The sequence below is a fragment of the Moheibacter stercoris genome (assembly GCF_040545805.1).
GTDB lineage: Bacteria > Bacteroidota > Bacteroidia > Flavobacteriales > Weeksellaceae > Moheibacter > Moheibacter stercoris.
Window position 1 is genome coordinate 1 of sequence record NZ_JBEPMO010000021.1, and the last position, 25955, is coordinate 25955.

Annotated in this window: 24 protein-coding genes; 17 read left to right on the forward strand and 7 right to left on the reverse strand. The window is 36.4% G+C overall.

Annotation, left to right across the window (positions count from 1 at the left end; all coding sequences use genetic code 11):
* Positions 1 to 98: 98 nt before the first annotated feature.
* The 4 genes from ABID46_RS12070 to ABID46_RS12085 form a co-directional block, all read right to left on the reverse strand.
* Entirely contained in the window at positions 99 to 368 is a 270-nt protein-coding gene (locus tag ABID46_RS12070) for a hypothetical protein (protein ID WP_354510453.1), read from the reverse strand.
* A gap of 2 nt (positions 369 to 370) precedes the next feature.
* Positions 371 to 4390 (reverse strand): DUF8693 domain-containing protein, encoded by a 4020-nt coding sequence (locus ABID46_RS12075; RefSeq protein ID WP_354510507.1) that lies wholly within the window; start codon positions 4388 to 4390, stop codon positions 371 to 373.
* Positions 4273 to 5622: an InlB B-repeat-containing protein gene (locus ABID46_RS12080; protein WP_354510455.1), complete on the reverse strand. Its 1350-nt coding sequence runs from the start codon at positions 5620 to 5622 to the stop codon at positions 4273 to 4275. The genes ABID46_RS12075 and ABID46_RS12080 overlap by 118 nt, the downstream gene beginning before the upstream one ends.
* A gap of 425 nt (positions 5623 to 6047) precedes the next feature.
* Entirely contained in the window at positions 6048 to 6638 is a 591-nt protein-coding gene (locus tag ABID46_RS12085) for a DUF4126 domain-containing protein (RefSeq protein WP_354510457.1), read from the reverse strand.
* A gap of 197 nt (positions 6639 to 6835) precedes the next feature.
* On the opposite strand from ABID46_RS12085, the gene ABID46_RS12090 reads away from it, so the two are divergent.
* From ABID46_RS12090 to ABID46_RS12130, 9 genes are all read left to right on the forward strand, one after another.
* Entirely contained in the window at positions 6836 to 7501 is a 666-nt protein-coding gene (locus ABID46_RS12090; RefSeq protein WP_354510459.1) for a SanA/YdcF family protein, read from the forward strand.
* A 2-nt stretch (positions 7502 to 7503) separates the two neighbouring features.
* Positions 7504 to 8130 carry a uridine kinase gene (gene udk / locus ABID46_RS12095; RefSeq protein ID WP_354510461.1) on the forward strand — a complete coding sequence of 209 codons (627 nt, stop codon included), beginning with the start codon at positions 7504 to 7506 and terminating at the stop codon, positions 8128 to 8130.
* Positions 8127 to 8486, forward strand: a complete 360-nt coding sequence (locus tag ABID46_RS12100; RefSeq protein WP_354510463.1) for an FtsB family cell division protein — start codon at positions 8127 to 8129, stop codon at positions 8484 to 8486. Before udk ends, ABID46_RS12100 begins: the two co-directional genes overlap by 4 nt.
* Positions 8470 to 9747, forward strand: a complete 1278-nt coding sequence (locus ABID46_RS12105; RefSeq protein WP_354510465.1) for a methylmalonyl-CoA mutase family protein — start codon at positions 8470 to 8472, stop codon at positions 9745 to 9747. The genes ABID46_RS12100 and ABID46_RS12105 overlap by 17 nt, the downstream gene beginning before the upstream one ends.
* A gap of 3 nt (positions 9748 to 9750) precedes the next feature.
* Complete coding sequence (locus tag ABID46_RS12110; protein ID WP_354510467.1) at positions 9751 to 10848, forward strand: AI-2E family transporter; 1098 nt, start codon at positions 9751 to 9753, stop codon at positions 10846 to 10848.
* A 9-nt stretch (positions 10849 to 10857) separates the two neighbouring features.
* Positions 10858 to 12270 (forward strand): MFS transporter, encoded by a 1413-nt coding sequence (locus tag ABID46_RS12115; RefSeq protein WP_354510468.1) that lies wholly within the window; start codon positions 10858 to 10860, stop codon positions 12268 to 12270.
* Positions 12271 to 12427: 157 nt separating this feature from the next.
* Positions 12428 to 13597: a class I SAM-dependent methyltransferase gene (locus tag ABID46_RS12120; protein WP_354510470.1), complete on the forward strand. Its 1170-nt coding sequence runs from the start codon at positions 12428 to 12430 to the stop codon at positions 13595 to 13597.
* A 70-nt stretch (positions 13598 to 13667) separates the two neighbouring features.
* A complete protein-coding gene (locus ABID46_RS12125; RefSeq protein ID WP_354510472.1) occupies positions 13668 to 14603 on the forward strand; it encodes a hypothetical protein in 936 nt (311 codons plus the stop codon).
* A gap of 1 nt (position 14604) precedes the next feature.
* Positions 14605 to 15579: a polyprenyl synthetase family protein gene (locus ABID46_RS12130; RefSeq protein WP_354510474.1), complete on the forward strand. Its 975-nt coding sequence runs from the start codon at positions 14605 to 14607 to the stop codon at positions 15577 to 15579.
* A gap of 74 nt (positions 15580 to 15653) precedes the next feature.
* Here the strand turns inward: ABID46_RS12130 and ABID46_RS12135 are convergent, their stop codons facing one another.
* Entirely contained in the window at positions 15654 to 16340 is a 687-nt protein-coding gene (locus tag ABID46_RS12135; protein WP_354510476.1) for a T9SS type A sorting domain-containing protein, read from the reverse strand.
* Positions 16341 to 16384: 44 nt separating this feature from the next.
* A complete protein-coding gene (gene holA, locus ABID46_RS12140; RefSeq protein ID WP_354510478.1) occupies positions 16385 to 17392 on the reverse strand; it encodes a DNA polymerase III subunit delta in 1008 nt (335 codons plus the stop codon).
* On the opposite strand from holA, the gene ABID46_RS12145 reads away from it, so the two are divergent.
* The 8 genes from ABID46_RS12145 to ABID46_RS12180 all read left to right on the forward strand — a co-directional run bounded on the left by ABID46_RS12145 (position 17370) and on the right by ABID46_RS12180 (position 25049).
* A complete protein-coding gene (locus ABID46_RS12145; RefSeq protein WP_354510480.1) occupies positions 17370 to 17846 on the forward strand; it encodes a type I restriction enzyme HsdR N-terminal domain-containing protein in 477 nt (158 codons plus the stop codon). The genes holA and ABID46_RS12145 overlap by 23 nt on opposite strands.
* A 6-nt stretch (positions 17847 to 17852) precedes the next feature.
* Entirely contained in the window at positions 17853 to 18164 is a 312-nt protein-coding gene (locus ABID46_RS12150; RefSeq protein WP_354510482.1) for a hypothetical protein, read from the forward strand.
* A 95-nt stretch (positions 18165 to 18259) separates the two neighbouring features.
* Positions 18260 to 18718, forward strand: coding sequence for a MarR family winged helix-turn-helix transcriptional regulator (locus ABID46_RS12155; RefSeq protein ID WP_354510484.1), 459 nt, complete (start codon positions 18260 to 18262; stop codon positions 18716 to 18718).
* 20 nt (positions 18719 to 18738) lie between these two features.
* Complete coding sequence (locus ABID46_RS12160; RefSeq protein ID WP_354510486.1) at positions 18739 to 21096, forward strand: 3-hydroxyacyl-CoA dehydrogenase/enoyl-CoA hydratase family protein; 2358 nt, start codon at positions 18739 to 18741, stop codon at positions 21094 to 21096.
* 79 nt (positions 21097 to 21175) lie between these two features.
* Complete coding sequence (locus ABID46_RS12165; protein WP_354510487.1) at positions 21176 to 21529, forward strand: four helix bundle protein; 354 nt, start codon at positions 21176 to 21178, stop codon at positions 21527 to 21529.
* A 48-nt stretch (positions 21530 to 21577) separates the two neighbouring features.
* A complete protein-coding gene (locus ABID46_RS12170; RefSeq protein WP_354510489.1) occupies positions 21578 to 22756 on the forward strand; it encodes an acetyl-CoA C-acyltransferase in 1179 nt (392 codons plus the stop codon).
* A 68-nt stretch (positions 22757 to 22824) separates the two neighbouring features.
* A complete protein-coding gene (locus ABID46_RS12175; protein ID WP_354510491.1) occupies positions 22825 to 23184 on the forward strand; it encodes a four helix bundle protein in 360 nt (119 codons plus the stop codon).
* A 68-nt stretch (positions 23185 to 23252) separates the two neighbouring features.
* Complete coding sequence (locus tag ABID46_RS12180; RefSeq protein WP_354510493.1) at positions 23253 to 25049, forward strand: acyl-CoA dehydrogenase FadE; 1797 nt, start codon at positions 23253 to 23255, stop codon at positions 25047 to 25049.
* Between the two features lie 295 nt (positions 25050 to 25344).
* Here ABID46_RS12180 and ABID46_RS12185 read toward each other — a convergent pair whose 3' ends face one another.
* Positions 25345 to 25824 carry an SPOR domain-containing protein gene (locus ABID46_RS12185; protein ID WP_354510495.1) on the reverse strand — a complete coding sequence of 160 codons (480 nt, stop codon included), beginning with the start codon at positions 25822 to 25824 and terminating at the stop codon, positions 25345 to 25347.
* Between the last annotated feature and the right edge of the window lie 131 nt (positions 25825 to 25955).

Genomic DNA, 25955 nt, shown 5'->3' on the forward strand with positions numbered 1-25955 from the left:
AAAGCAATTTACTAAAATTGCTTCAATTGGGAAAGCTTTGGCTTTCCTTTTTTTATTTATAAAAAAGGCTATCTCACTTTTGAGACAGCCTCTTTGTTTTATATACTTTCTGTTTTATTTTTAAAAACTTGATAACTTCCGATTGCCAATCCAGCCAAAGGTAAAAGGAAGATCCATTGGTTGATGGGGACTTCTCCTGGAGTTCCAGGTCCATTATCACTTTCATCTACTCCTTGATCGGGGGTAGAATAGTCCGAGTTTGGATCTGATTGATTAAAATTTATTTCTTCTTGTTCAACGGGTTGTTCAAAAAATTGCCCGAAACAGATAGTTCCACTTAAAAGAGATATAATGAATATGTATTTCATGTTTAGTTATTTATCAATTTCTTACTTACAATTTCTCCTTCAGAAGTTTCGACATTGACAATTAAAATTTCTTTGCCAAATATTCCTGCTGGAATTTGTAGTTGAGTTTGATTGATTGTTTGATTTTGGTAGATAGACCTTCCAGAGAGATTGAAGATTTCTACCTTTTTTAGTAGGCTATTGGAAGAACTAATGGAAATAAAATCATTTTCCTTAATAATGTTTATTTTCCCATCGGTTAATGTATGCAAACTTGCTTGAGATGAAACAGAAATATTTCTTCTTTTGAAGATTATTTCAAATCGATCTTTGAATTCGCCAGGTCCCGCTTTAAAAGTATAACCACCATTTGTAAAATCATGAATCGAATTCCCACGATATTTGTCTTTTAAATAGATTTTCTGCGTTTCAAATAATCCTTCTCTTGTTGGGATATCAATGGTGTATTTACCAAGTTCAAAAAACTTAACACCAATTGGAATGACATCGGTAACTTGGAAATTATCTTCTTTTCCTTGAATTGCTAATTTTCTTGTTCCCAAAATGGAATAAATCGCATCAGATCCTACAGTCATTAAATTGGTATCAAAATCTTGCTCAAATTCGTTGGTAGCTCCAGGAACATATCCTACCAAAATTGTATTGACAATTTGACTTGGTGAAGATAAATTAATCCAAAATCGGTTTTTCACTTGTCTGTGAAAGAACATATCATTGTCTGCTGCTCTCATGTTTGTATTAAACTTTAATCCTTCAACATTGTGGGTTTTTGCTTTCACTATGAATCCTTGTCCTACTTTAGCGTAACCATTTGGAGTGGCAGTGACATTATAGTCTGTTGTACCTCCTGTAGCGTTGGTTGTTGCTGGAACACCACCCGTTCCATTGTAGATTGCATAACTATTGCTCACATAAGATGCTCCAGACTGATAATAAGTTGGAGTATTATTGGTCCAGAAGTATGCTACAGAATAAATATTTGAGCTATTTGTAGAAAATAATGCATCTAAATCAATGTTCGATGGATAAGGATTCCCGACTAAATTATAACCATTGTTTTCCATTTTTAAAATGGGTGAAACATATGAATTTGCATTGTTGGGTTCTCCTATGAATTCATAGGTTTTGTTATAGGTGAATCCTAAATCTCCTTCGGCTCTAATTGCATAACCTTTTGCATCACAGAAAACATTTTCTGGTGCATTGTAAAATAAGTTATTGGATTCTCTATATTCATAAAAACGATTCGTTTGCGTTCCTGGAGAAAAAGGACGGAGAGCATGATTTTTTATTGGGGAGCTCCAATACACATAATCCCATAAAACTGGTGTTGTAACTGGATTGTTTGCGTCCATATCATGAACATATCTTTCTACAACGATTGAGGCTTTTGAATTATCAGCATTGTTTCTCGAATCATTGTGTTGAATAAGATTGGCATCTGAACTTAAAACAAATTTACCCGTGGTACCATTGGTATTGTCAATACCTCCCAAAGCATAAAATACATTTGGTGTTGTATCCAGCGGAATTGGGGTTGCATTCGGTATATTTCCAGGTCTTGGAACTCTTAGAACAGCATCTGTAGATTTGATAGAAGTCATTCCATTTACAATCACATCACCATGAGCAGCCGTTTTGTCCCCAGATCCAGTGATTAATAAGTTTTGGTAATTGTAATGATCTGGAGTGTCTCCAAAAACTTGATTGGTTACAATTTGAGGTGTGTTGGCGTAATATTCTACTGTGCTACCTGTATTTTGAGTGATAGTTTCAATGCCATCACCTACAGAAGTTATACTGCTTCCGCTAAATCCATTCGCATTGGCTGTTCTGAATTTACCAGTTGAATTCACATTTAGAGTTTGTGTTCCACTTGCACCAGCTAATATCTTATCATCAGCATCGAAAATTCCGTCTACGTTTAAAATAGAATTCGCACCCAATGTAAATCCTGCATCTAATTTTGCATATGCTCCAGGATTTACATTAAATGTGATGTTTGATGCTGTTTCTGGATTTAAAACGTTTATATTTTGAGTAGTTTCAGGTGTTAAGCCGTCTCCTGTTCCAGAGAAATTAAAAATAGCACCACTATTTACACCTTGCAATTGAGCATTAGCACTTACATTTAAATTTCCTTTTAAATTAATAATTGCAGATCCAACTGTACCAAATCTCATATTCAATACTGAATTGTTGTTAAGAAATATGTCACCATCGATGTTTAAAGTATTAATAGGAGAACTTGAAGTGGAATTAGAAAGTCTAAAAGTATTTTTTGAATTATTAATATAATTACCCATTACATTTAAGGTTATATTATTTGATCCAGTAGTTAAATTAATATTCCCAGGATTTGTTGAGTTATTTGTATTATTACTAACAATTAAATCTTTTCCTATTGTCCAATTAATATTACCATAAAATAAGTTATGAGTTCCACCAGATGGTGGTTTTAATTCGAGATTTCCATTTGTTATTTTTTTATTATTAAAATTTGTAGTTGTTAATCTAACATCTGCATTTAATTGGTCAAAGATTAAATTTCCAAAATATCCATCTGTTCCTGGAAATTGTGAAATTCTATTATCAGCAGGCAAAAAATAGCCACCTGATCCGGTATTGGCAGCTTTAACTATAAAATTTGAATTTGGATGGAAAACTTCAGTACCATTCCATAAATTTATTCCTGATCCATAATTGGCAGTATAATTATAAATGAAATTTCCACCATCTTCAATTTCAAATAAAGTAGAAATTGTCAATGCATTATTACCAAATTCAAATTCCCCACCTTTATAAATATAAACTGTATGTGCTGTTGAAGAATGTAGATGTATAAATTTACCACCATTTTGGATATAAATTTTCACAAGATTTCCATAAGATGTACCACTTGATACAATATGACCATTTTGGATGTACAGTTTATTTGAAGTATTTGTTGGTGGAGGTGAAACATTTAAATTCCAACCTGTCGCAGATTTTTGATCCCATGTAGCATAGGCAGTAGTTTGAGTGACACTTGGATTCCATAGACCAGAAGAAGCACTTCTATAATCTCCAGTATTATAAACAATTTCAGTCACATTCACTGTAACTGTAGCGCTTCCAGAAGTATGATTTGTACCTTCTGCTTGATTTACCGTTAAAGTTTCAGTACCAACAAATACACCTGTGATGGTTGTTACACCATCATAAGTAGCTGCGCCGCCACCAGAAATTGAATAACTTATAACTCCATTTGAAGTACTTGTAATTCCACCCGGTAAAGGATAAGTATTGCCAACACTTACATTAATTGAATTTGGAGTTATCACCGGAGCAATTTTCGTAATATTTGCAGTTAGTCCAGTTGGTTGTGTTAAGGAATAGTTTCCAGCATCAGTTCCTCCTAAGCTTAAATTGGAAGTTACGGTAATGTTTGTTCCAGCATTGGATTGCGCAAAGGTTCCACCGCCTGTAAAATTTACAACATCAGGTGAAATAACTCCTTGGAGTGTTGCTCCTGTTATGATTGCATTTGTATTTCCATCATACGGTTTGTTTTGAGCTACCGCGCCAGTGATTGTTAAATTCTTTGCTGTAATATTAGCAGTTGTCGTAGGTTGTGTTAAAGTGTAATTAGAAGCTCCTGCTCCAGTTAAACTTAATCCAGAAATACTAACTGTTTTTCCGTTTCCAACATTGGCATCAGCGAATGTTCCAGTAGGTGAGCCCGATAATGTAACAACATCACCATTTGCAAGATTATTCAAAACTGCTGTTCCATTTATTGTAGCTGTTGTGGTTCTATCATATTCTTTATTGGAAGCTGTTAATCCAGTAATGTTTAAAGGTCTTGGTGTAACCGTACTTGTAACTGTCGCAATATTTGCTGAAGCATTTGTTGCTGCGATGCTTATATTCCCTGAATAACTTCCAACAGGGTAGTTGCCGCCAAACGTACATAAACTGTTCCGCTTGCATTTCCTGATGAAATTGGATAAGTTAATGAAGTTCCATAAGTTCCTCCTGATGAAGTAGATATTTCAAATCCAGAAGGCGCTGTAACGCTTACATTTGTGCCAGTTAAATTTACCCCAGAAAAATTAAAGCTTTGAGAGGGTGTTGAAGCTGTCCCATAAACGGTTGTCATTGCGGTAAGTGTTCCTGTAGTAGAAATTGATGGCGTAGTGGAAATCCATTCTGCATATAATGTAACATTATTTCCTGGTATTGTAAAATTGGCGCCAATGTTATAATGCGTGCCAGTTCCGTCTGCAGCAGTATTCCAACCGTTAAAATTAAAACCAGTTCTGGTTAAACCTCCTGTGTTATTGGGAAGTGTGATATTCGAATTATAGTTTGCAGTTTGTGAACCAGGAGCAGTACCTCCATCATTTCCATTTCCATCAAAACTAATAGTATATTGATTGATTGTCCATTGGGCATATAAGTCCATATCCGCTTCGAAATCATATTCCTCTTGATCATCAAATGAATTTCCACTATTATCAGGTTCTGTATTCCAGTGATCAAATGTGTGTCCTATTCTGGTAAAGGTATTGGGAGTTAAATTTGTTGCTGTATTTGCGGTTTGCGTATAATCAGCACCTGTATCTCCAGTACCTCCACCATTTGCTCCATTGCCTTTGAAAGTGACGGTTTGGCCTGTTGGGTTTTGAGTAATAGTACCGAATATTTTTAAAGCATTTGAACCAGTTAAATACCAATTTCCAGAATTTCCTGAAAATTTTGTAATTCTAAACTTAACGATTGTTCCTTCAGATATATTTTGTAAATCTTCTATTTCACTTAAATCAGTATTATTTGATCCTCCTGTTGCGTTATTAGTAGTGTTATTCCATATGCCAACATTTGAATAATTTCCTGAATTAATAGCATATTGTAAATTTACAGAAGTTGGTCCACTACTAGATCTTCGTATTTGTGATGTAATATTGGATAATGAAAGTGAATATCCGGAACTTACAGTTATTTCAAATGTAACACTACCATTATTATTTAATGGAAATTCCAAAGTATCCCATCCTCCACTTCCACCCCATGCATTTGGTGCGGAGGTGGGAGTTGTTAATATACTAGACCCTCGTGTAATGCCAAGATTATTTGAAATTCCTGATGATATTGAGGTTGCATTCCAAGGTGAATTGCCATAAGCAGATAAGCCCGTAGCATCCCAAGATGCAATCTGCCCCCATCCCACGACAGAAGCCATTAGAAAGAAAAAAAGTAGTTTTAATTTCATAATTAATTATATTAAGTATAAAGAGAGAGGATTGGTTAGGGCCGTTCGCCTTCTTTTGTTAGTTGTTTAAAATTTGACACAAAAAATGTCTTGTCACAGATTCTTTGCAACAAGGCTTGAGGCTTCAAAAGTACGGATCGTAAGGGGGAGGAATGTTAAGTTAGTTTTAGGTTTTCATCATATATTTCATAAAGAGATTTAAAAAAATAGGATGCGAATATACAATTTCTATTCATATGAAGATGAAAAACTTATGAACCCAAAACCTTAGCATTCGCATCAAAGATATAACGGAAAAGATTCTGCATTTCGTATACAAGAATTTTGAAATTTTAACGAATTTACAAACCCAAATCAGTAGCGGATTTCAGCGAGTGTGCTATTCCAGTTTTTTGAATTTGCCTCTAATTCATCAAAGAAATACATCAGGTATTTTCCGTAAGAAATTTTCTACTTTTTTTCCAAATTCGGAAAACGATATACAAGGTTATCAACACCAAGACAAAGGCCAAAGGAGCCCAAATGAAAGAAGTCGCACTTAAAACCGAAGCGGCGGCAGTTTCCCCCGTATTGACAATGAAATTTCCGGTTCCACCTGTTGTTCCGGTCGAGACGGCTCGTGTGGCGGCAGTTGTACCACTAACGGCAGCAGCCGTTCCACCACCCGCAATGATGGCCAATGCCCAAGTTGCTACTTCACCCATATCCAAAAGCGTCGATCCCATCAAAACTGTTCCGGCAATCGCAGCCAAAGGTACCGCAATGGTGTCCAGCAAATTATCCACAACAGGAATATAATAGGCAACAATTTCTACGAGGGTTGCAATTCCCAAGGTAATCATCGCAGGCCAACTTCCTACCCATTCCCATGATTCGTTCAAATTCAACAAATCACCTCCAAAATGCGCACCCAAACTTAGGGCAAACAAAGGCAAGAAAATGCGAAATCCAGCGGAAGCCGCCAATCCAATTCCCAAGAAAAAGGACATCAAAGTCGATATATCAAAAAATTCCATAGTTTTCGTTCTTAATAAGTTGGATTAAAGATAATTCAAATTCAGTTCCAATCTTTATTTTTTTTTGCGGATTTCAATTCCTATCCAACTCAGACTCCTTTGAAAGACATTACATTCTCGCGTGACGATTTTGGATTCCAAATTATTGTACTACCTTAGTTCGGCAATTGAAAAAAGGAAAAAATTCGAGAAGGAAAATGAACAAGTTTAAGGTCATATTGAGGAGGTTTTGGAAGTTAATTTTGGGAGGAATTATCGTGTTTACGGCGGTCATTCTTTTGTCGAATTATTGGGTGGAGCAATCTGCCAAAGAAAAAACCTTTTCGACCATCGAATCCATTCCTTATAATCCGACGGGATTGGTTTTGGGAACCAGTAAAAAAGTGCGCGGAGGCAACATCAATCTCTATTTCAAATACCGAATGGAAGCTGCTGTAGAATTGTTCAACGCTGGGAAAATCAAATTCATTATCGTGAGTGGGGACAATTCGATTATGGAATACAATGAAACCCGAGACATGAAAAAAGCCTTGGTTGAAATGGGCATTCCAGAAGACAAAATTGTAGAAGATTTTGCGGGTTTTAGCACGCTAGATTCCGTATTGAGAGCCAAGGAAGTATTTGGCCAAGATTCCATTACCGTAATTTCTCAAGAATTTCATAACAAACGCGCCGTTTTTATTGCAAAAAACCACGATATTTACGCCTTGGGATTTAACGCTCAAAATGTGCCTCAGAGATACGGTACGGTCACGATTACACGTGAATATTTTGCACGTGTCAAAGCGATCTTAGATGTATATGTGTTGGGGTCCATGCCAAAGTTTTATAAAGATAAGGAAGCATTTCCAAACGAAGAGTAAGTATGTTAGTAATCGGTATTGCAGGAGGGACAGGTTCAGGGAAAACCACCGTTGTGCGCAACATTTTAAAGAAATTAAATTCAGAAAATGTCTTGGTTTTGTCCCAAGATAATTATTACAAAGATCATCTAGATCTATCATTTGCAGAAAGAGAAAAAATCAATTTCGATCATCCAAGATCCATTGATTTTGATTTGTTGACCCAACATGTCAACGAATTAAAGGAAGGCAAAATGGTTGAACAACCTGTTTATTCGTTCATCACGCATAGCCGTACAGACGAAACCATCAATACACATCCCAAAAATGTGATCATTGTTGAAGGGATTTTGGTTTTAACACATCCAGAATTAAGAGATTTATTTGATTTGAAAATATTTGTTCATGCCGATCCAGACGAACGATTGATTCGTCGTATTCAACGTGATATCCAAGAAAGAGGTCGTGACCTTGAAGAGGTTTTGACTCGTTATAGAACAACCTTAAAGCCGATGCACGAACAATTCATTGAACCATCCAAAAATCATGCGGACATCATCGTTCCCAACATGAAGAAGAAAAATGAAGCAGCGATCAAAATGCTATCTACAGTAATCAAAGATAAAATCAATTCCGTTGTAGAATCATGAATCCAGAAACCGACAAAATAAAAGGAAAAAAATCAACAAAATGGTACAAAATCATTTTGAACAAATACCTTATTGTAACCCTTTTGTTTGCCGTTTGGATGATTTTTTTTGATCAGAATTCCTATTTCATTCACAAAGAATTGGACAAAGAAATTCAAGATTTGAGCAAAGCTCAAAAAGTCTACCAGCAGAAATTGGAGAAGGAAACCATCCAAATCCACCAAATGAAAACCAATGCTGAAGAAATCGAGCGCGTAGCGAGAGAAAAGCATTATTTGAAAAAAGAAAACGAAGATGTTTTCATCATAGAAGAACAAAAAGTTAAAAAAACAGAGCAAAATGAGTCAAGCCAGTGATTTTCAACAATTGAGTATTGCCGAATGGAAATTAAAAGTTCAAGCCGAATTAGCCGGATTGGACTACAATGAAGTCTTGGTTTTTGATACCGCAGAAGGGATTCAAGTCAAACCTGTTTACACAGAAGAAGACCGAAATCCTGCGACAAGTCAACCCATTGATACAGCCAAAGATTGGAAAATTATTGGGAAATTTAGACCCGAAGTTCAGCAAGACTATTCCTATTTGTATGGGTTCGAAGTAGATTCTACACAATTAGAATCCATTCAAAACCTACCTCAATATTTGGATTTGTTTATTTCGGTTGAAAAACCAGCAGAATTTTTAAACAATGCTGAAAATTCATCGCTAAAAAACCTTCAATACCTAGGTTTAGATGTAATTGGAAATTTGGCAAAAACTGGGAACTGGTACCAATCTCAAGAAGAAGATTTTGCTTTGGCTCAAAAAGCCTTGGAGAATTCTTCTTTTGAAAAATCGATATTGGTTGATGCTGCTTTGTATCAAAATGCAGGAGCCAATCATGTGCAGCAAATTGCCTTGGCTGTGGCGCATGGCGTGGAATATTTAGAGAAATTGGGTGCAGAAGCGGCTTCTAAAATCTATTTCAAAACCGCTGTCGGAGGAAATTATTTCTTCGAAATGGCGAAATTAAGAGCGCTTCGCAAACTTTGGAATCTGATTTTGGAATCCTACGAAACCAAAGCAGAAACCTTTATTTATGCTGAAACTTCTTTGCGAAATAAATCGCTTTTGGATGTTCAAAATAATTTGATCAGAAGCGGACTAGAAGCATCAGCTGCCATTCAAGGAAAGGCCGATGTTGTACAAGTTTTGCCTTTGGACGAAATTCAAGGAAGCAATCCATTTACCGAAGAATTGGCTTCCAAACAGCAATTGTTGTTGCAAAAAGAATCCTATTTTGATAAATTCGAAGATCCAATTTCAGGTTCTTATTTTGTTGAAAATGTTTCGGAAATTATGACCAAAAATGCCTTGGAAGTTTTTCAAAAAATAGAGGCAGATGGTGGTTTCTTGAAGGGATTGTTTGAAGGTTCGATTCAAAAAATGATTCAAAAGTCAGCAGATAAAGAACAACAAGCATTTGATGAGGGGAAAATCATTTTGATTGGGGTAAACAAATTCAAAAATCCAGCCGATCAAATTCAGAAAATTGAAAAACCAACCAACGAAATTCGTACGCAAATTCAACCTATTTTCCCAAAACGATTAGCAGAAACCATCGAAAATAAACAGTAAAATATGACGCCAAAACAACTTTCCTACGGGATTTTACGCGCACTTGGGATCGTTGCCTTGGTTTGTCTTGCTTTGTATTTTTTATGGGAAATTAGGTCCGTTTTTGCCTATATTGCCATTGCATTTGTTTTGGCGATGATCGGTCGTCCTTTGATGAATTTGCTGAAATCCAAATTGAGAATTCCCAATTCCATTGGAGCGATTATCACGATTTCCTTGTTCATCGTTTTGATCATTGCATTCATCAGTTTGTTTATTTCCTTGGTTCTAAACGAACCTTATCGTTTTATCGGAAATTTTATGCATCTGGATCGATTCGAAGATGCCATCGCCTATCAAATAAAATTGTTAACCGATTCACTTGGATTTCTGGACATTCCTTTATTGGAAAATTATGTGAATGATGCCGTCAAAAACGTTGATGTGAAAAGCTTTTCGAGTATGTTTGGTGGGTCAATCACCGCATTAGGAATGATCATGATCGATGCGTTTTCGGTGATGTTCATTACGTTTTTCTTTTTGAAGGATAGAGATTTGTTCAACAAAATGATTGTAGCCGTCGCACCAAAAGGAGAAGAAATTCGATTTGAACATGTTCTAGACAAGACAAAAGATTTGTTGTCGAGATACTTCATTGGAGTAACGCTGCAAGTGTTGATCATGTTTACCTTTTACTTCATCATTTTGTTGTCCTTTGGAATCAATTATGCGGCCGTTATCGCTTTATTGTGTGCCTTGTTAAATCCGCTTCCATACATTGGTCCACTCTTAGGCGGTGTCATCATGGCAAGTTTGTCGATGAGTGATTTGCATGGTTTGGAATTGGACTTTAAAACCCAAATCATTCCAACCGTTTTATGGATTATGTTTTGGTACATTTTAACGCATGTTTGGGATAACTTCATCAATCAACCTTTGATTTATTCGCGAAGCGTTCGATCCAATCCTTTGGAAATTTTCTTGGTGATTTTGATTGGAGGAATTTTATTCGGAATCATTGGTGTAGCTGTAGCTGTTCCAGCTTATACGGTTCTCCGAGTCGTTTTGAAAGAATTCTTTTCCGAATACAAAATCGTTCAAAGTATCACAAAGAATTTGTAATTTCCCCTCATGGGAACCCTATCCGAACCAATTATTTCCAAAGATACCAAGCGTTTTTTACCGCTGATTTTGGCAACAGGAATCTTCATGCAAATGTTGGATTCTACCATTCTCAATACGTCTTTGCCTGCCATTGCAGCTGAGTTGAATGAGTCGCCATTGGATATGCAAAATGCCATCATCAGTTATGTATTGACCTTGGCTTTGTTTATGCCTGTGAGCGGATTTCTGGCCGATAAATATGGAACCAAACGAGTTTTTATCACCGCAATGCTCATTTTTATTGCAGGATCTATATTTTGTTCATTGGCACAGAATTTAACTCAATTGGTTATTGCAAGAGTCGTTCAGGGAATTGGTGGAAGTCTGATGACGCCCGTAGGAAAATTGGCACTTATCAAAACCTTTCCCAAAAAGGAATTGCTGAAAGCCATGAATTATGCGATCATTCCAGCTTTGATCGGACCGGTTTTAGGACCTTTGGTTGGAGGTTATTTCGTGGATTATCTTTCTTGGCATTGGATTTTTTTGATCAATATTCCAATCGGTCTGATGGGAATTGTATTGAGTATGAAATACATGCCCAATTTCAAATCGCCCATTTTTAGTTTTGATTTAAAGGGATTCCTAATTTTTGGAGCAGCGTCTATTTTATTGTCCGTAGCGCTGGAAATGTTGGGGAATACGGTAAAGGTGACGCCAGTTTTGATGATTATGCTATTGGGATTGGTGATGTTGTACTATTATTATCGACATGCGAAAAAAGATGATAATCCCATATTTCCTTTGAATTTATTCCAAGTTCGAACCTTTCGAGTAGGGATTTTGGGGAACTTAGCGACGAGGTTAGGGATTAGTTCCATTCCTTTGTTATTGCCTTTGATGATTCAGATTGCCTTCAAACAATCGGCTGTGACATCGGGTTGGATTGTGGCTCCGATGGCGTTGACTGCCATGTTTGGAAAATCGGCTGTGATTAAAATTCTCAATCGTTTTGGCTACCGAACGACCTTGATGGCAAACACCATGATCATTGGATTTTTAATTTGTTGTTTGGCTATTCCCAACATTCATTCGTCCATTTATTGGTATATGCCGATAATTGCCATTTTAGGATTTTTCAATTCCATTCAATTCACATCCATGAACACCATTTCGATTTCGGACTTACGCGATTATCATACTAGTAGCGGGAATTCATTGGTTTCGGTGAACCAGCAATTGGCCATCGGATTTGGGGTTGCATTTGGTTTGGTGATTTTGAAAATTTACGAAGGCGATACCAAATTAATCCACGATGAAATCCATAATGCCTTTCGTTATACCTTTTTAACTGTTGGATTGTTGACCATGTTTTCCGGATTGGTTTTTAGACGTTTGCATTTTAAAGATGGAGAAAATATGAAATCGGAGGAGAATTAATCAATTAAAATCTCTTTTAAAACTTCTTTAATTCTTTGAATTTCTGATTACTAATTTACCAATTTTCATAATTTACTTTGTTGAAAATTGGGAATGTATTTGCTCAGGATTTTACTTCTAGTTCATAATAAACCCTCTTTTTCTTTACCTTTGAAACGTGAATTCCAAATTATTGACAGAAGAAGTTCAGGCATTTTTACACGAAAATCAATCGACTGATTTTCGAAAGGTTTCCTTGATGAAATCACCGTTTCCAGATGTTTCATCGGCTGAATTGGCTCAACAAATCAAAGGTCGTCAAATAGCGAAACAAAAATTTCCATTCTTTTTAGAGAATCCCAATGTGGTTTATCCGCCAAGCTTAAATTTGGAACAAGCATCTTCATGGCCAACAGCTTTGTACAAATCCAAGATTTTAAAAGCAAAAACTTTGATCGATTTAACCGCCGGAATGGGGATAGATGCGTATGGATTTGCGCAGGAATTTGAGGAAGTAACAGCCTTAGAGAGAAATCCAGAATTGGTGGAAATTTCCAAACATAATTATCAGGTTTTGAATCAAATGAATTTGCATTATGTCAATTGCGAATTCGAAGAATACTTTCAAGAAAATCTCAATCAAAAATGGGATGTGATATATCTTGATCCAGCGCGTAGAAAAGATTCTCAGAAGAAATTCATTTTGGAAGATTTGGAACCCAATGTATTGGAATGGAAGGATGAGTTTTTTAAACGTGCCGATTGGGTAATGATCAAATTATCGCCCTTATTGGATTTGAAATTGGTGACGGAACAAATTCCAGAAGTGAAGGAAATTCATCTAGTTGCAGTAAAAAATGAAGTAAAGGAATTGCTCTTAATTTGTCAAAAAGAACTAGCCAATAATCCTAAAATTATCGCGGTTAATTTAGAATCAGATCAACTAGATTTTGAATATCAATTGGAAGAGGAAAATGCTGCGATCGCAAACTTTTCTGAACCTAAAAAATATTTATACGAGCCCAATGTTGCCGTGATGAAATCGGGAGCTTTTAAATTGATTTCAGATCGATTTCAAGTTTATAAATTAGAGAAAAATACGCATTTGTATACATCTAATGATTTGCTGGAATCTTTTCCAGGAAAGGTTTTTGAGGTAATTCAAGAAGTGAAAAATCCCAAAAAAGAAATCAAAAACGGTTCTTACCATGTGGTGTCCAAAAATTATCCGTTGTCGGTCGAATTGATTCGAAAAAAATACAATTTGAAAGAATCTGAAACGGAATCTTTGTTTTTTATAGAATCGACAATTGGCAAACAGATTTTGCATTGTAGACGAATTCGCTAAAAATACCGCAAACAAACCTCTAAAGCCAAATTTTTCATACCTTTGGAAAGCAAAAGCGAAAAATTTATCGATGTACAAATTTCACTTATCCATTTTCCTGCTTTTATGTTCGATTTGCAGCATAGCACAAATGAAAATCGATACACTTGATATCGAAAATTACAAAATCAAATCCACCAAAATTTCGGAAACCTTGAAAGAAATTTCTTCTTTGGAAATTATCGACGGTTTTTATTGGGGACAAAATGATAGTGGAGGAAAAGCAGAATTGTACAAAGTCGATCCTAAATCAGGGAAAATCATTCAAACGGTAAAGATTTCCAATGCAGTCAATGTGGATTGGGAAGAAATGACGCATAATGACGACTATATGTTCATTGGTGATTTCGGAAATAATAACGGAAAAAGAACAGATTTGACGATCTATTATTTCGCCAAGTCGAAATTGGAATCCGATGCTGATGTGATTTCAGTCGAAGCAAAGAAAATAGAATTCTATTATCCTGAACAAAAGAATTTCAATCCAGGAAAGAAAACGACCAATTTTGATTGTGAAGCCATGTTTTTTTACAATGGTCAATTGCATTTGTTTACAAAAGAATGGTCCAATTTGGCGACTACGCATTATACCCTTCAAGTAAAAGAAGGGAAGCAAGCAGCCAAAAAAATGGGGACATTTCAAACGAATTATATGGTAACGGGAGCGCATGTAGATGATTCTCCTATTTCCAATACACACGGATTTTATTTCATTGGGTATACGCCCGATGGATTTGCCTTTATTTCAGGATTTTCTTTACCGAAAAAGGAAAATGGAAATTTGTTTGATCCCAAATTAAACAAATTCAATCTTCCACTTGGGTTTACAGCTCAAGTTGGGCAAGTAGAAGGAATTTCCATCAAACAAGATAAACCCAATGTGATTTGTTATAGCAACGAAGATTTCAAATTCAAAACATTTCATGTGGAGCAAAGTGTCCAATGTATTTATTCCTTAGCGCAATAAAATGAAGACGATAGAGAAAATAAAAGCGCCGATAGCAGAGGAGATGAAACTTTTCGAGACGAAGTTTTATCAGTCTATGAAAAGCAACGTCCCTTTATTGGACCGAATCACGCATTATATTGTGCGTAGAAAAGGGAAGCAAATGCGTCCGATGTTTGTGTTTCTAACCGCCAAATTAACCGGTGAATTTCAAGAACGTTCCTATCGTGCAGCTGCTCTGATTGAATTGATTCATACCGCAACTTTGGTTCACGATGATGTGGTGGACGATAGTGATATGCGTCGTGGATTCTTTTCGTTGAATGCTCTTTGGAAAAATAAAATTGCGGTTTTGGTGGGCGATTATTTGTTGTCCAAAACCTTGATTCTTTCCACTGAAAACGAAGATTTCGATTTATTGAAAGTGGTTTCGGTGGCGATCAAAGAAATGTCCGAAGGGGAATTGTTGCAAATTGAAAAAGCACGAAAATTAGATATTACCGAAGAAGTCTATTTTGAAATCATCCGACAAAAAACTGCTACTTTGATAGCGGCTTGTTGTGAAGCAGGAGCAAGATCGGTTGGAGCATCTGATGAAGTAGCCAAGAAAATGCATCGTTTTGGAAATTTGGTCGGAATTGCCTTCCAAATCAAAGACGATTTGTTTGATTATACGAGTTCCGATTTAATTGGAAAACCAGTCGGAATCGACATCAAAGAACAAAAAATGACCTTGCCTTTGATTCATGTCTTGAACAAAGTTTCTAAAAAAGACCGAGATTGGTTAATCAATTCGGTAAAGAAACACAACAAAAACAAAAAACGTGTCCAGCAAGTTATTCAGTTTGTCAAAGACAATGGCGGAATCGAATATACCCAAGCAACCATGCGTCAATATAGTGCGGAAGCTTTGGCTATCCTAGATGAATTTCCAGATAGCGAATACAAAGATTCTTTGATCACCATGGTGAATTATGTGATGGAACGTGAGAAGTAATTTTTAAGTATCAAGTATCAAGTATTAAGTAAAAGGAATCAAGTAAAAGGAATCAAGTACAAGGTATCAAGAATTTATTTCTTTAAAAATTTGAATACTTGATTGTTGACTTTCAAAACATAGATTCCTTTTGCTAAATTCGAAACATTCAACTGAGAATTTGCATTGATTTTTCCTGCTTGTACCAATTTTCCATCTAAGGATAGAATTTGATACTCCGAATTGATTTTAGCATTCTCAATCTTTAAGTAATCTGAAGTTGGATTCGGATAAACTCGAATCAAAGATTTAGAAAGGTCCGTTGTATGTAAAGTGGATTCTCTAAACGAATAAACGATATTGTCTTCCGTTGTGATAAATAAAGCATTGACAAACTGATTGTTTTCCCATACATCTTCTCGGTATTCAAAAATTTCTGCAGTTTGAAACATATTCGTAAATTTCCAATCCCAATCGTCTAATTCTGGATCATTACAACTATTTAAAGTAGTCCCGAATTCAAAAAAAGATATTTCACCTTCTTCATCATCTAAGAAGTTTACTTTACCGTCTGTATAATTACATTGGGTTTCAGCTGAAAATTCTTGATTTTCACTCGGTGTAAAAGTTGCGAAAGGTTCTAAAGGATCAAATAGTATAGGTTCTTGTCCTTCTTCTTCAATCGAGTGCAAAATCCATTCTTGAAAAATGTTTGGATTCTGTCCATAGCTTAGACTTGAAACTAGAACGGACAATACGATGGAAATGTAAAATTTTTTCATAGTTTAAACTTTTTAGCTTCCTAAAGTTACTAAAAAAATAAAAACTACAATGCGAAAATCTTGACAATCAGTTCGTTTAGTAATTCTCCGTCACTTACATTTCCTGTAGAACCAACACCTTTACTTTTGACATCTGCCTCTCGCAGTAGTGAAATAATACGTGTTGCTTTTTTCAATGGATAATTTTGAGCCGCTGTCGCTGCATCTTTCACGAAAAATGGATGAATACCCAATTCTTTGGCAACATTCGCTTGTGATTTATCGGTCAAAGCATGGTATACAATGATGTTGGAGAAACATTGGTACATGATCGAAAGGGTAACGACCAATGGATTGTCTTTCGGATTTTGCCCAAAGTACTTCGCGATTTTAAACGCTCTTGCTGCGTCTTTGGTTTCAATGGCTTTGCGAAGTTCAAAGTTGTTGTAATCCTTGCTGATTCCAATGTTTTTTTCGATTACTTCGGGTGTGATGATTCCGTCGTTGACAACTATCTTCAGTTTCTCGACTTCATTTTCCAATCGAGCCAAATCATTTCCAATGAATTCAGCCATCAGGAATTTTGCTTTGGGATCGATGCTTAAACCAACTGACTTCACCTTGTTTTCAATCCAATCTGGAATTTGATTGTCGTACATCTTTTTCGATTCGAAAACAATTCCATTTTTTTGAATTTCCTTGTAGGTTTTTTTGCGCTTATCTAAAGTTTTTCCTTTGTAATTGAAAACCAAAACGGTAGACGTTTGTGGATTCGCGGCATAGCTTTCCAATTGATCAATCGTACGCGATAAATGTTGCGCTTCCTTCACAATGAGAACTTGTCGTTCTGCGCCCATGGGAAATTGTTTTGCAAGTCCCAAAATATCAGACATTTCCACATCATTTCCATACAAAACAGATTGATTAAAACCTTTTTCGTCTTCTGTAAGGACTTCATTTTCAATCACCTTGGAAATGCTGTCAATGTAAAAAGGTTCATCGCCCGATAAAAAATAGATAGGTGCTATTTTTTTGTTTTTAATATCTTTGATGATGTTAGCAGCGTCACTCATGGATTTGTTGGAATTACCCGTTTTGAATTTTGCCGAAAATTACCAATTTCGAATGAAACTTTCGGAGGATTTGCCGTATATATTTTGTTCGACTCGCAAAAAGTGGTTATTGTTGACACCAGAAGAATGGGTGAGGCAGCATACTGTACAATTCCTAATTCAAGAGAAAAACTATTCGCCTTCCGCTATCAACACAGAAGTGGCAGTAGGAATCAATGGAATGCGCAAACGTGCCGATATTTTGGTGTATAAAAAAGAGAAACCTTTGATTTTGGTCGAATGCAAAGCACCTTCTATCACCATTACTCAAGATACATTTGATCAAATTGCGCGCTATAATTTGCAACTGGGAGCTGATTTTTTAATGGTTACCAATGGATTGAACCATTATTATTGTCAAATGGATTTTGAAAACCAGAAATATGTATTTTTGGAATCCATTCCTTCTAACTAACGAAATATGAAACCAAGTTTCTCTATTCTACTTATTTTTCTATTCTTACATTCTTGTGTCGCCTTTCATTCTGGCAGAAAGTATGCGAAATGCAAAAATCAATGTTACGATGCTTATCAACTCGCTATACAACCTTGCTTGAATACATTGGAAAATATGGAATGCAAAGCTGTGTATGAGAAAGACTTAACCAATTGCTTGCAAAATTGTCAGTACGAAGAAACCCAAAGGATTAGAGGAAAAAGAGAAGCTCAAAATGATTTTATTGACGGAATTCTTTTTCCAGATCAGAATTCACCTCAAACAGGAATGCCTTAAATTTTACACCTAAAAATATTTCTTCAAAATTTTTAATTTATTATGCGTGCATAATAAAAAAAAGCTATATTTGTTCTATTCATTAATCAGAATAGATGAGTCACAACGAATTAGCAATTGACCAGTTTTTACGATCTACATGGTTGTCGGTACAAAAAATGTACAATGAGCAAGCAGCCAAATTCAATTCAACCATGGTTATGGGATTTACATTGCTCTCCATCGATCCGAAAAGTGGTACGCCAAGTACATCGTTGGGACCCAAAATGGGGATTGAGCCAACAAGTCTTTCTCGTACGTTGAAAAACTTAGAGGAAAGAGGATTGATTGTTCGTAAACCCAATCCCGAAGATGGAAGGAGTGTCTTGATTATTTTAACCGAAGATGGACTAAAAATGCGAGATGTTTCCAAAGATGTGGTCTTGAATTTCTACGATGCAATTGATGAAAAGATTTCCGAAGAAGAATTGCGCATTTTCTATAAAGTACTACAGAAAATCAATTCAATCGCTTCTGACAAGAAAACATTTGAGAAGAAAAAAGAATTACTATAAATATTTAATTACAATATAAAATGAATAGGCACATAAGACGAGTTACAGTATTGGGTTCTGGAGTGATGGGTTCTGGAATTGCCTGTCATTTAGCCGGAATTGGCGTGCAAGTACGTTTACTTGATATGCCAACGGAAGGCGCAGACAGAAATAAAGTGGCGCGAGAGCATTTAGCTAATGCACTCAAATCAAATCCTTCGCCGATTTACGACAAAGCTTTTGCTTCGCGAATTACGGTAGGGAATTTTGAAGATGATTTAGAAAAAATCAAAGATTCCGATTGGGTGATTGAAGTGATCATCGAACGATTGGATATCAAGCAATCGATGTTTGAAAAAGTAGACAAATTCCGCAAAGAAGGAACCTTAATTACGTCCAATACATCGGGAATTCCGATTCATTTGATGTCAGAAGGTCGTTCAGAAGATTTCCAAAAACATTTTTGTGGAACGCACTTCTTCAATCCTCCGCGTTATTTGAAATTATTTGAAATTATTCCGGGTCCAAAAACGGATGCTTCGGTGATTGATTTCTTTACCGTTTATGCGGAGAAATTCTTAGGAAAAACGCCTGTATTATGTAAAGATACTCCAGGTTTCATCGGAAATCGCGTTGGAGTTTATTCGATGGCTAAAGTAATGGAATTAGCGCAAGAAATTGGTCTAACCATTGAAGAAGCCGATACCTTAACAGGAGATATTTTAGGAAGACCAAAAACGGGAACTTTCAAATTAGCAGACTTAGTAGGATTGGACACCGCCGCCAATGTAACCAAGGGTTTGCAACAAAATGTACCCAATGACCAATTCATCCAGGATTTAAAAGAATCCAATGTGATGAATTTTTTATTGGAAAATAAATTCTTGGGAGACAAAACCCAAAAAGGTTTCTACTACAAAGAAGTAGATCGTGCTTCAGGTGAAACAAATCGTTTCGCTTTGGATTTAGACAAATTAGAATACCGTCCGATGGTGCGTGCAAAAGTTCCCGCAGTGGAATTGGCAAAGCAATCCGGAGGAATGAAAAATAAATTGGGCGTTTTATTGCAAGACAAAAGCAAAGCGGGAGATTTGATCCGTAAGCATTTTGCTTCTTTGTTTGCGTATGTAGCTGATAAATTGCCGGAAATTTCTGACGTTTTATACAGCATCGACGATGCAATGAAAACCGGATACGCTTGGAAATACGGTCCATTTGAATCTTGGGATTTAGTCGGATTGAAAAATGGAATCCAATTGATCGAAGCAGAAGGACACCAAGTTTCGAATTGGGTGAAAGAAATGGTGGAAGCCGGAAAAGAATCTTTCTATCAAGTAAAAGACGGAAAGAAATATTTCTACGACATCAATTCAAAAGACTACCAAATCATTCCAGGTCAAGATGCTTTCATTATTTTGGACAACATCCGTAAAACCAAAGAAGTTTGGTCGAACGCGGAAGCGAGCATCCAAGATTTGGGAGATGGAATTATCAACTTAGAATTCCGTTCGAAAATGAATTCGATTGGTGGTGGTGTAATCACCGGAATTAACAAAGCCATTGATTTAGCTGAAAAAGATTACCAAGGATTGGTGATCGGAAACCAAGCGGACAATTTCTCGGTGGGTGCAAACTTGGCGATGATTATGATGATGGCTTCGGAGCAAGATTGGTGGGAATTGAATATGGCCATCAAAATGTTCCAAGACACGATGATGAAAGTTCGTTACAGTGCAATTCCAGTTGTAGTTGCTCCTCACGGAATGGCTTTGGGTGGCGGATGCGAAATTTCTCTTCACGCGGACAAAATCGTAGCCGCTGCCGAAACCTATATGGGATTGGTAGAAGTTGGAGTGGGTGTGATCCCTGGTGGAGGTGGAACCAAAGAAATGACACTTCGTGCAGCGAAACATTTAATTTCAGATGACGTAAAAACCAATCACCTTCGCGAAGCGTATATGGCAGTAGCAATGGCAAAAGTTGCAACCTCAGCTTATGAAGCGAAAAACTTAGGATTCATCCGAAACGAAGATGTGATTGTCGTGAACAAAGACCGTCAGATTGCAGAAGCGAAAAAGCATGCAATATTAATGGCGGAAGCAGGTTATACCCAACCAATTCCTGAAAAAGTAAAAGTTTTAGGAAAAGAAGCGATGGGTATGTTCTACGTGGGATCTGACCAAATGGTTGCCGGAAATTACATTTCGGAACACGACCGTTTGATTGCCAATAAATTAGGTTATGTGATGACGGGAGGAAACCTTTCCGAAGCAACCGAAGTATCGCAACAATATTTATTGGATTTGGAAAGAGAAGCCTTCTTATCACTTTGTGGAGAACGCAAAACTCTGGAAAGAATCGCACATATGTTGAAAACGGGGAAACCGCTAAGAAATTAAGGTACAATGTATATTGTATTGCTGTAAAACGTAAATATCACGATGTACAATATACAAGTTTACACTATACAGTTGAAAGATGAATTATTTCAAAGAATTAAAAGTTTGGCAGAAGGCAATCGAATTAGTAACCGAAACTTATTTGGTTACGAAAGAATTTCCAAAAGACGAAATTTTCGGTTTAGTTTCTCAAATTAGAAGATGTGTGATTTCAATTCCATCAAATATTGCAGAAGGATGTGGAAGAAAATCTAAGAAAGAATTCAGTAATTTTTTAGGAGTTTCTTTAGGATCATCATTTGAATTTGAAACGCAAATCATCATCTCAAAAAATATTGGGTATTTGAAAGAAGAACAATTTCTAAAATTGGAATCAGAAATTCACCACATTCAAAATATGATTATCAAACTTCAAAATTCTTTGGAAAATTAATAAGATACAAGAATACATTCTACAATTATACATAATACAACAAGAAAAATGAAAGACGCATATATAGTAACAGGATATAGGACAGCAGTAGGAAAGGCACCGAGAGGTACTTTACGTTTTACGCGTCCTGACGAATTAGCGGCAACGGTCATCGAACGTATGATGAAAGATGTTCCGAATTTGGACAAAGACCGCATCGACGATGTCATCGTAGGTTGTGCGATGCCCGAAGCAGAACAAGGATTGAATATGGCACGTTTGATTTCCTTGATGGGATTGAACACGGACAAAGTTCCGGGTGTAACGATCAACCGTTATTGTGCTTCAGGTTCAGAATCCATTGCGATTGCAACAGCAAAAATCCGTTCTGGTATGGCTGATTGTATCATTGCAGGTGGAGCAGAATCAATGTCGTACATCCCAATGGGCGGATACAAACCAATTCCCGATACAGCAGTTGCCAAAGACAACGCCGATTATTATTGGGGAATGGGATTAACGGCAGAAGCGGTAGCCAATGAATTCAAGGTTTCACGTGAAGACCAAGATTTATTTGCTTACAATTCTCATCAAAAAGCCATCAAAGCTTTGGAAGAAGGTCGTTTTGAAAGCCAAATTGTTCCAATTGATGTTGAAATCAGCACATTGGACGAAAAAGAAAAAGTTCAAACCAAAAAAATCACGTTCAAACAAGACGAAGGACCAAGAGCAGACACTTCCGTTGAAGTTTTGGCGAAATTACGTCCGGTATTTGCACAAGGAGGTTCGGTTACGGCTGGAAACTCTTCCCAAATGTCAGACGGAGCCTCTTTTGTTTTGGTGATGTCAGGTGAAATGGTGAAAGAATTGAACTTGGAACCGGTAGCAAGATTGATGTCCTATTCGACAGTGGGCGTTCCACCAAGAATTATGGGGATCGGACCATTGTATGCGATTCCAAAAGCATTGGAACAAGCAGGTTTGAAACAATCCGACATAGAAATGATTGAATTGAACGAAGCATTTGCTTCCCAATCTTTGGCAGTCGTTCGCGGATTGGATTTAAATCCAGATATCGTAAACGTAAACGGAGGAGCAATCGCTTTGGGGCATCCGCTTGGATGTACCGGAACGAAATTGACCGTTCAATTGTTCAACGAGATGAAACGTCAAGGTAAAAAATACGGAATGGTTTCGATGTGTGTCGGAACAGGGCAAGGAGCTGCTTCGGTTTTTGAAATACTTTAGAAATTTATTAGGTATCAAGTAGTAAGTATTGAGTAATAAGTTATAACTAATTATAAAAATAAAATTCGATGCATAACTTTAAGGAATTGAAAATTTGGCAAGAATCAAGAAAGCTTTGCAAATTGGTTTATCAAACAACCAAGCATTTTCCTGATTCAGAAAAGTTTGGTTTAACGAGCCAAATTCGAAGAGCAGTAGTTTCGATTCCTTCGAATATTGCGGAAGGTGCAGGAAGAAAATCCACAAAAGATTTCGCCAATTTTATTAGTTATTCTTTAGGTTCTTCCTATGAATTGGAAACTCAGTTACGTATTGCTTCTGATTTGGAATTTATTTCTGAAGACGAATTAAACAGATTATTGGACGAATTATATCCAATACAAAAAATGATAAACAAGTTTTATAATCATTTAACGAATCCATCTTGATACCTGATACTTGATACCTGATACCTGATACCTGATACTAAATACAATAACGATTAAATTCAAATAAAATGAACAACGATAGATTGAAAGGAGGAGAATTCTTAGTCAAAGATTTGACTTGGGAAGATATATTTACGCATGAAGACTTCAGCGAAGAGCAAAGAATGATGTTGGAATCAGCCAAAGAATTCATCGATAGAGAAGTTTGGCCGAAAAAACACCAAATCGAAAAGAAAGATTATGCATTGATCGAAGATTTGATGCGTAAATTAGGAGAATTGGGATTCTTAGGAATTTCCGTCCCAGAAGAATACGGTGGATTGGGAATGGGATTCGTAACCACAATGTTGGTTTGTGATTACATTTCAGGGGCAACTGGTTCTTTAGCAACGGCTTATGGAGCGCACACCGGAATCGGTACCATGCCAATTACGTTGTACGGTAACGAAGAACAAAAGAAAAAATATTTGCCAAAATTGGCGACTGGTGAATGGTTTGCTTCTTATGCCTTGACAGAACCGGAAGCAGGATCTGATGCGAATTCAGGGAAGACCAAAGCAGTTTTGTCAGAAGATGGAAAGCATTACATCTTAACTGGACAAAAAATGTGGATCACCAATGCGGGATTTGCTGATTTGTTCATTGTTTTCGCAAGAATTGAGGACGATAAAAACATCACGGCTTTCATCATTGAAAAAGAACAAGCTGGAGAAGGATTCTCATTGGGTGAAGAAGAAGATAAATTAGGAATTGTTTCGTCTTCAACCCGTCAAGTTTTCTTAAACGAAGTGAAAGTTCCAGTGGAAAATTTATTGGGTGAAAGAAACGGTGGATTCAAAATTGCGATGAATGCATTAAACGTAGGGCGTATCAAATTGGGTGCGGCTTGTTTGGATGCGCAAAGAAGAATTTTGTCCAATGCGATCAACTATGCGCAAGAAAGAAAACAATTCGGCGTTTCCATCAATACATTTGGAGCAATCCAAGAGAAATTAGCAGAAATGGGTGCAGCAACTTTTGCATCAGAAGCAGGAGCTTACCGTGCGGCTAAAAACATCGAAGATGCCATTGCAGAAAACATTGCCAATGGAATGCCTCACAATGAAGCCGAGTTAAAAGGAATTGAAGAATACGCAATCGAAGCATCTATTTTGAAAGTTTGGATTTCTGATACGGCGCAAGTCGCTTCTGACAAAGGAATTCAGATTTATGGAGGAATGGGTTATTCGAAAGAAATGCCGATGGAATCTGCTTGGAGAGATGCGCGTATTTCAAGAATTTATGAAGGTACGAACGAAATCAACAGTTTGCTTTCTGTAAGTATGTTGGTGAAACGTGCATTTCAAGGAAGAGTAGATTTAATGTCGCCAGCAATGGGGGTTGCGAATGAATTAATGAGCATTCCATCCTTCGATACTCCCGATTATTCGGAACTTTTTGCTCAAGAAAAAGAAATAATTTCAAATTTGAAGAAAGTTTTTTTCATGGTGGCAGGTGCTGCTATTCAGAAGTTTGGGATGGAATTGGAGAAACATCAGCAATTAATTTTGAAGGCTTCTTCCATATTAATTGAAATTTATATGGCAGAAAGTGCTATCTTGCGTGCCGAAAGGATTGCAAAAACAAATTCTGAAAATGTTGCGGATATATCAATTAAATTTGCTAAATTGCAACTCTTTGAAAGCGTCGAAACAATAAAACGTAGTGCAACTACTGGAATTGTTTCCTTCACAGAAGGTGATGAACAGCGCATGATGTTATCTGGTTTACGAAGATTTACACGATATAATGAATATCCAAACGTCGTTCAATTGAAATCTGAAATTGCTGAATTCTTAATCAAAGAGAATAAATATTCTTTCTAAGAAATTTTGGCATGATGTTTGGAATTAACAAGTTAAGTACTATTCTTTTCATAAGGTAGTTGAGTTTTCATGGTACTTAAGTTTTAGTAGAGAGGGTCCCGGCAGTAATGCCGGGGTTTTTTTTTTGCTCCAAATTTTCCTCCTTCCTTTTTTATTTGCTTGTACTATTTAATGACTAAGAGTCTTGTTGGATTGAATTCAGTGAAATCTTCCAGTTTTTATGTTCTGCAAAATAATAGGCATAAAAAATGCGACTCTTTTCAGAATCGCATGAGATTATATCTTGCTTATACGTTTATAATGCTTTTCTACACCATACTCTCCATTGAACTGGGAAAGCAGCTGGATAAGTTCTTTGAACTTTTCGTAAATCATTTCCTGCAGTTTGTCTGGTAAAATAATCACCTACCAAAATTCTATAGTCTGGACTTGCATAAATCAATTCAGGTGTTAGACTAGGAAATTGTCGAGCAAAATCATTTTTAACTTTTTCAGCCGCTGAACGATCCTTGGTATAAAAGATTTGAATCTTGTATCCCATAATTTTTTGCTGAGTCGCGCATTTATCGGCTGGGGATAATTTTACGGGTGGAACAAAAGTTGTTTTTTGACAAACAGATTTTTCTTTGCCTTTCAAGATAGATTCAAGCTTTTTGTCCATACGGATGGCCAATTCGCCACCTTTAATTGAATCCTGAAAATCCCAGCTTGAAGCTTCTTGAGCTGATGCTGTTGAAATGACAAAACCGAGGAAAAAGATGAATAATTTATTCATGGGTTAAGTTTCAAATTAAAATACAAATATAGTTTAGATATTCTTTTGTTGTGCCGATAATTTCAAAAATGATACCAATTTGGATTATTCGGAGTTTGGGATAAGTTTAGTTATAGATTGATATTCTGTAT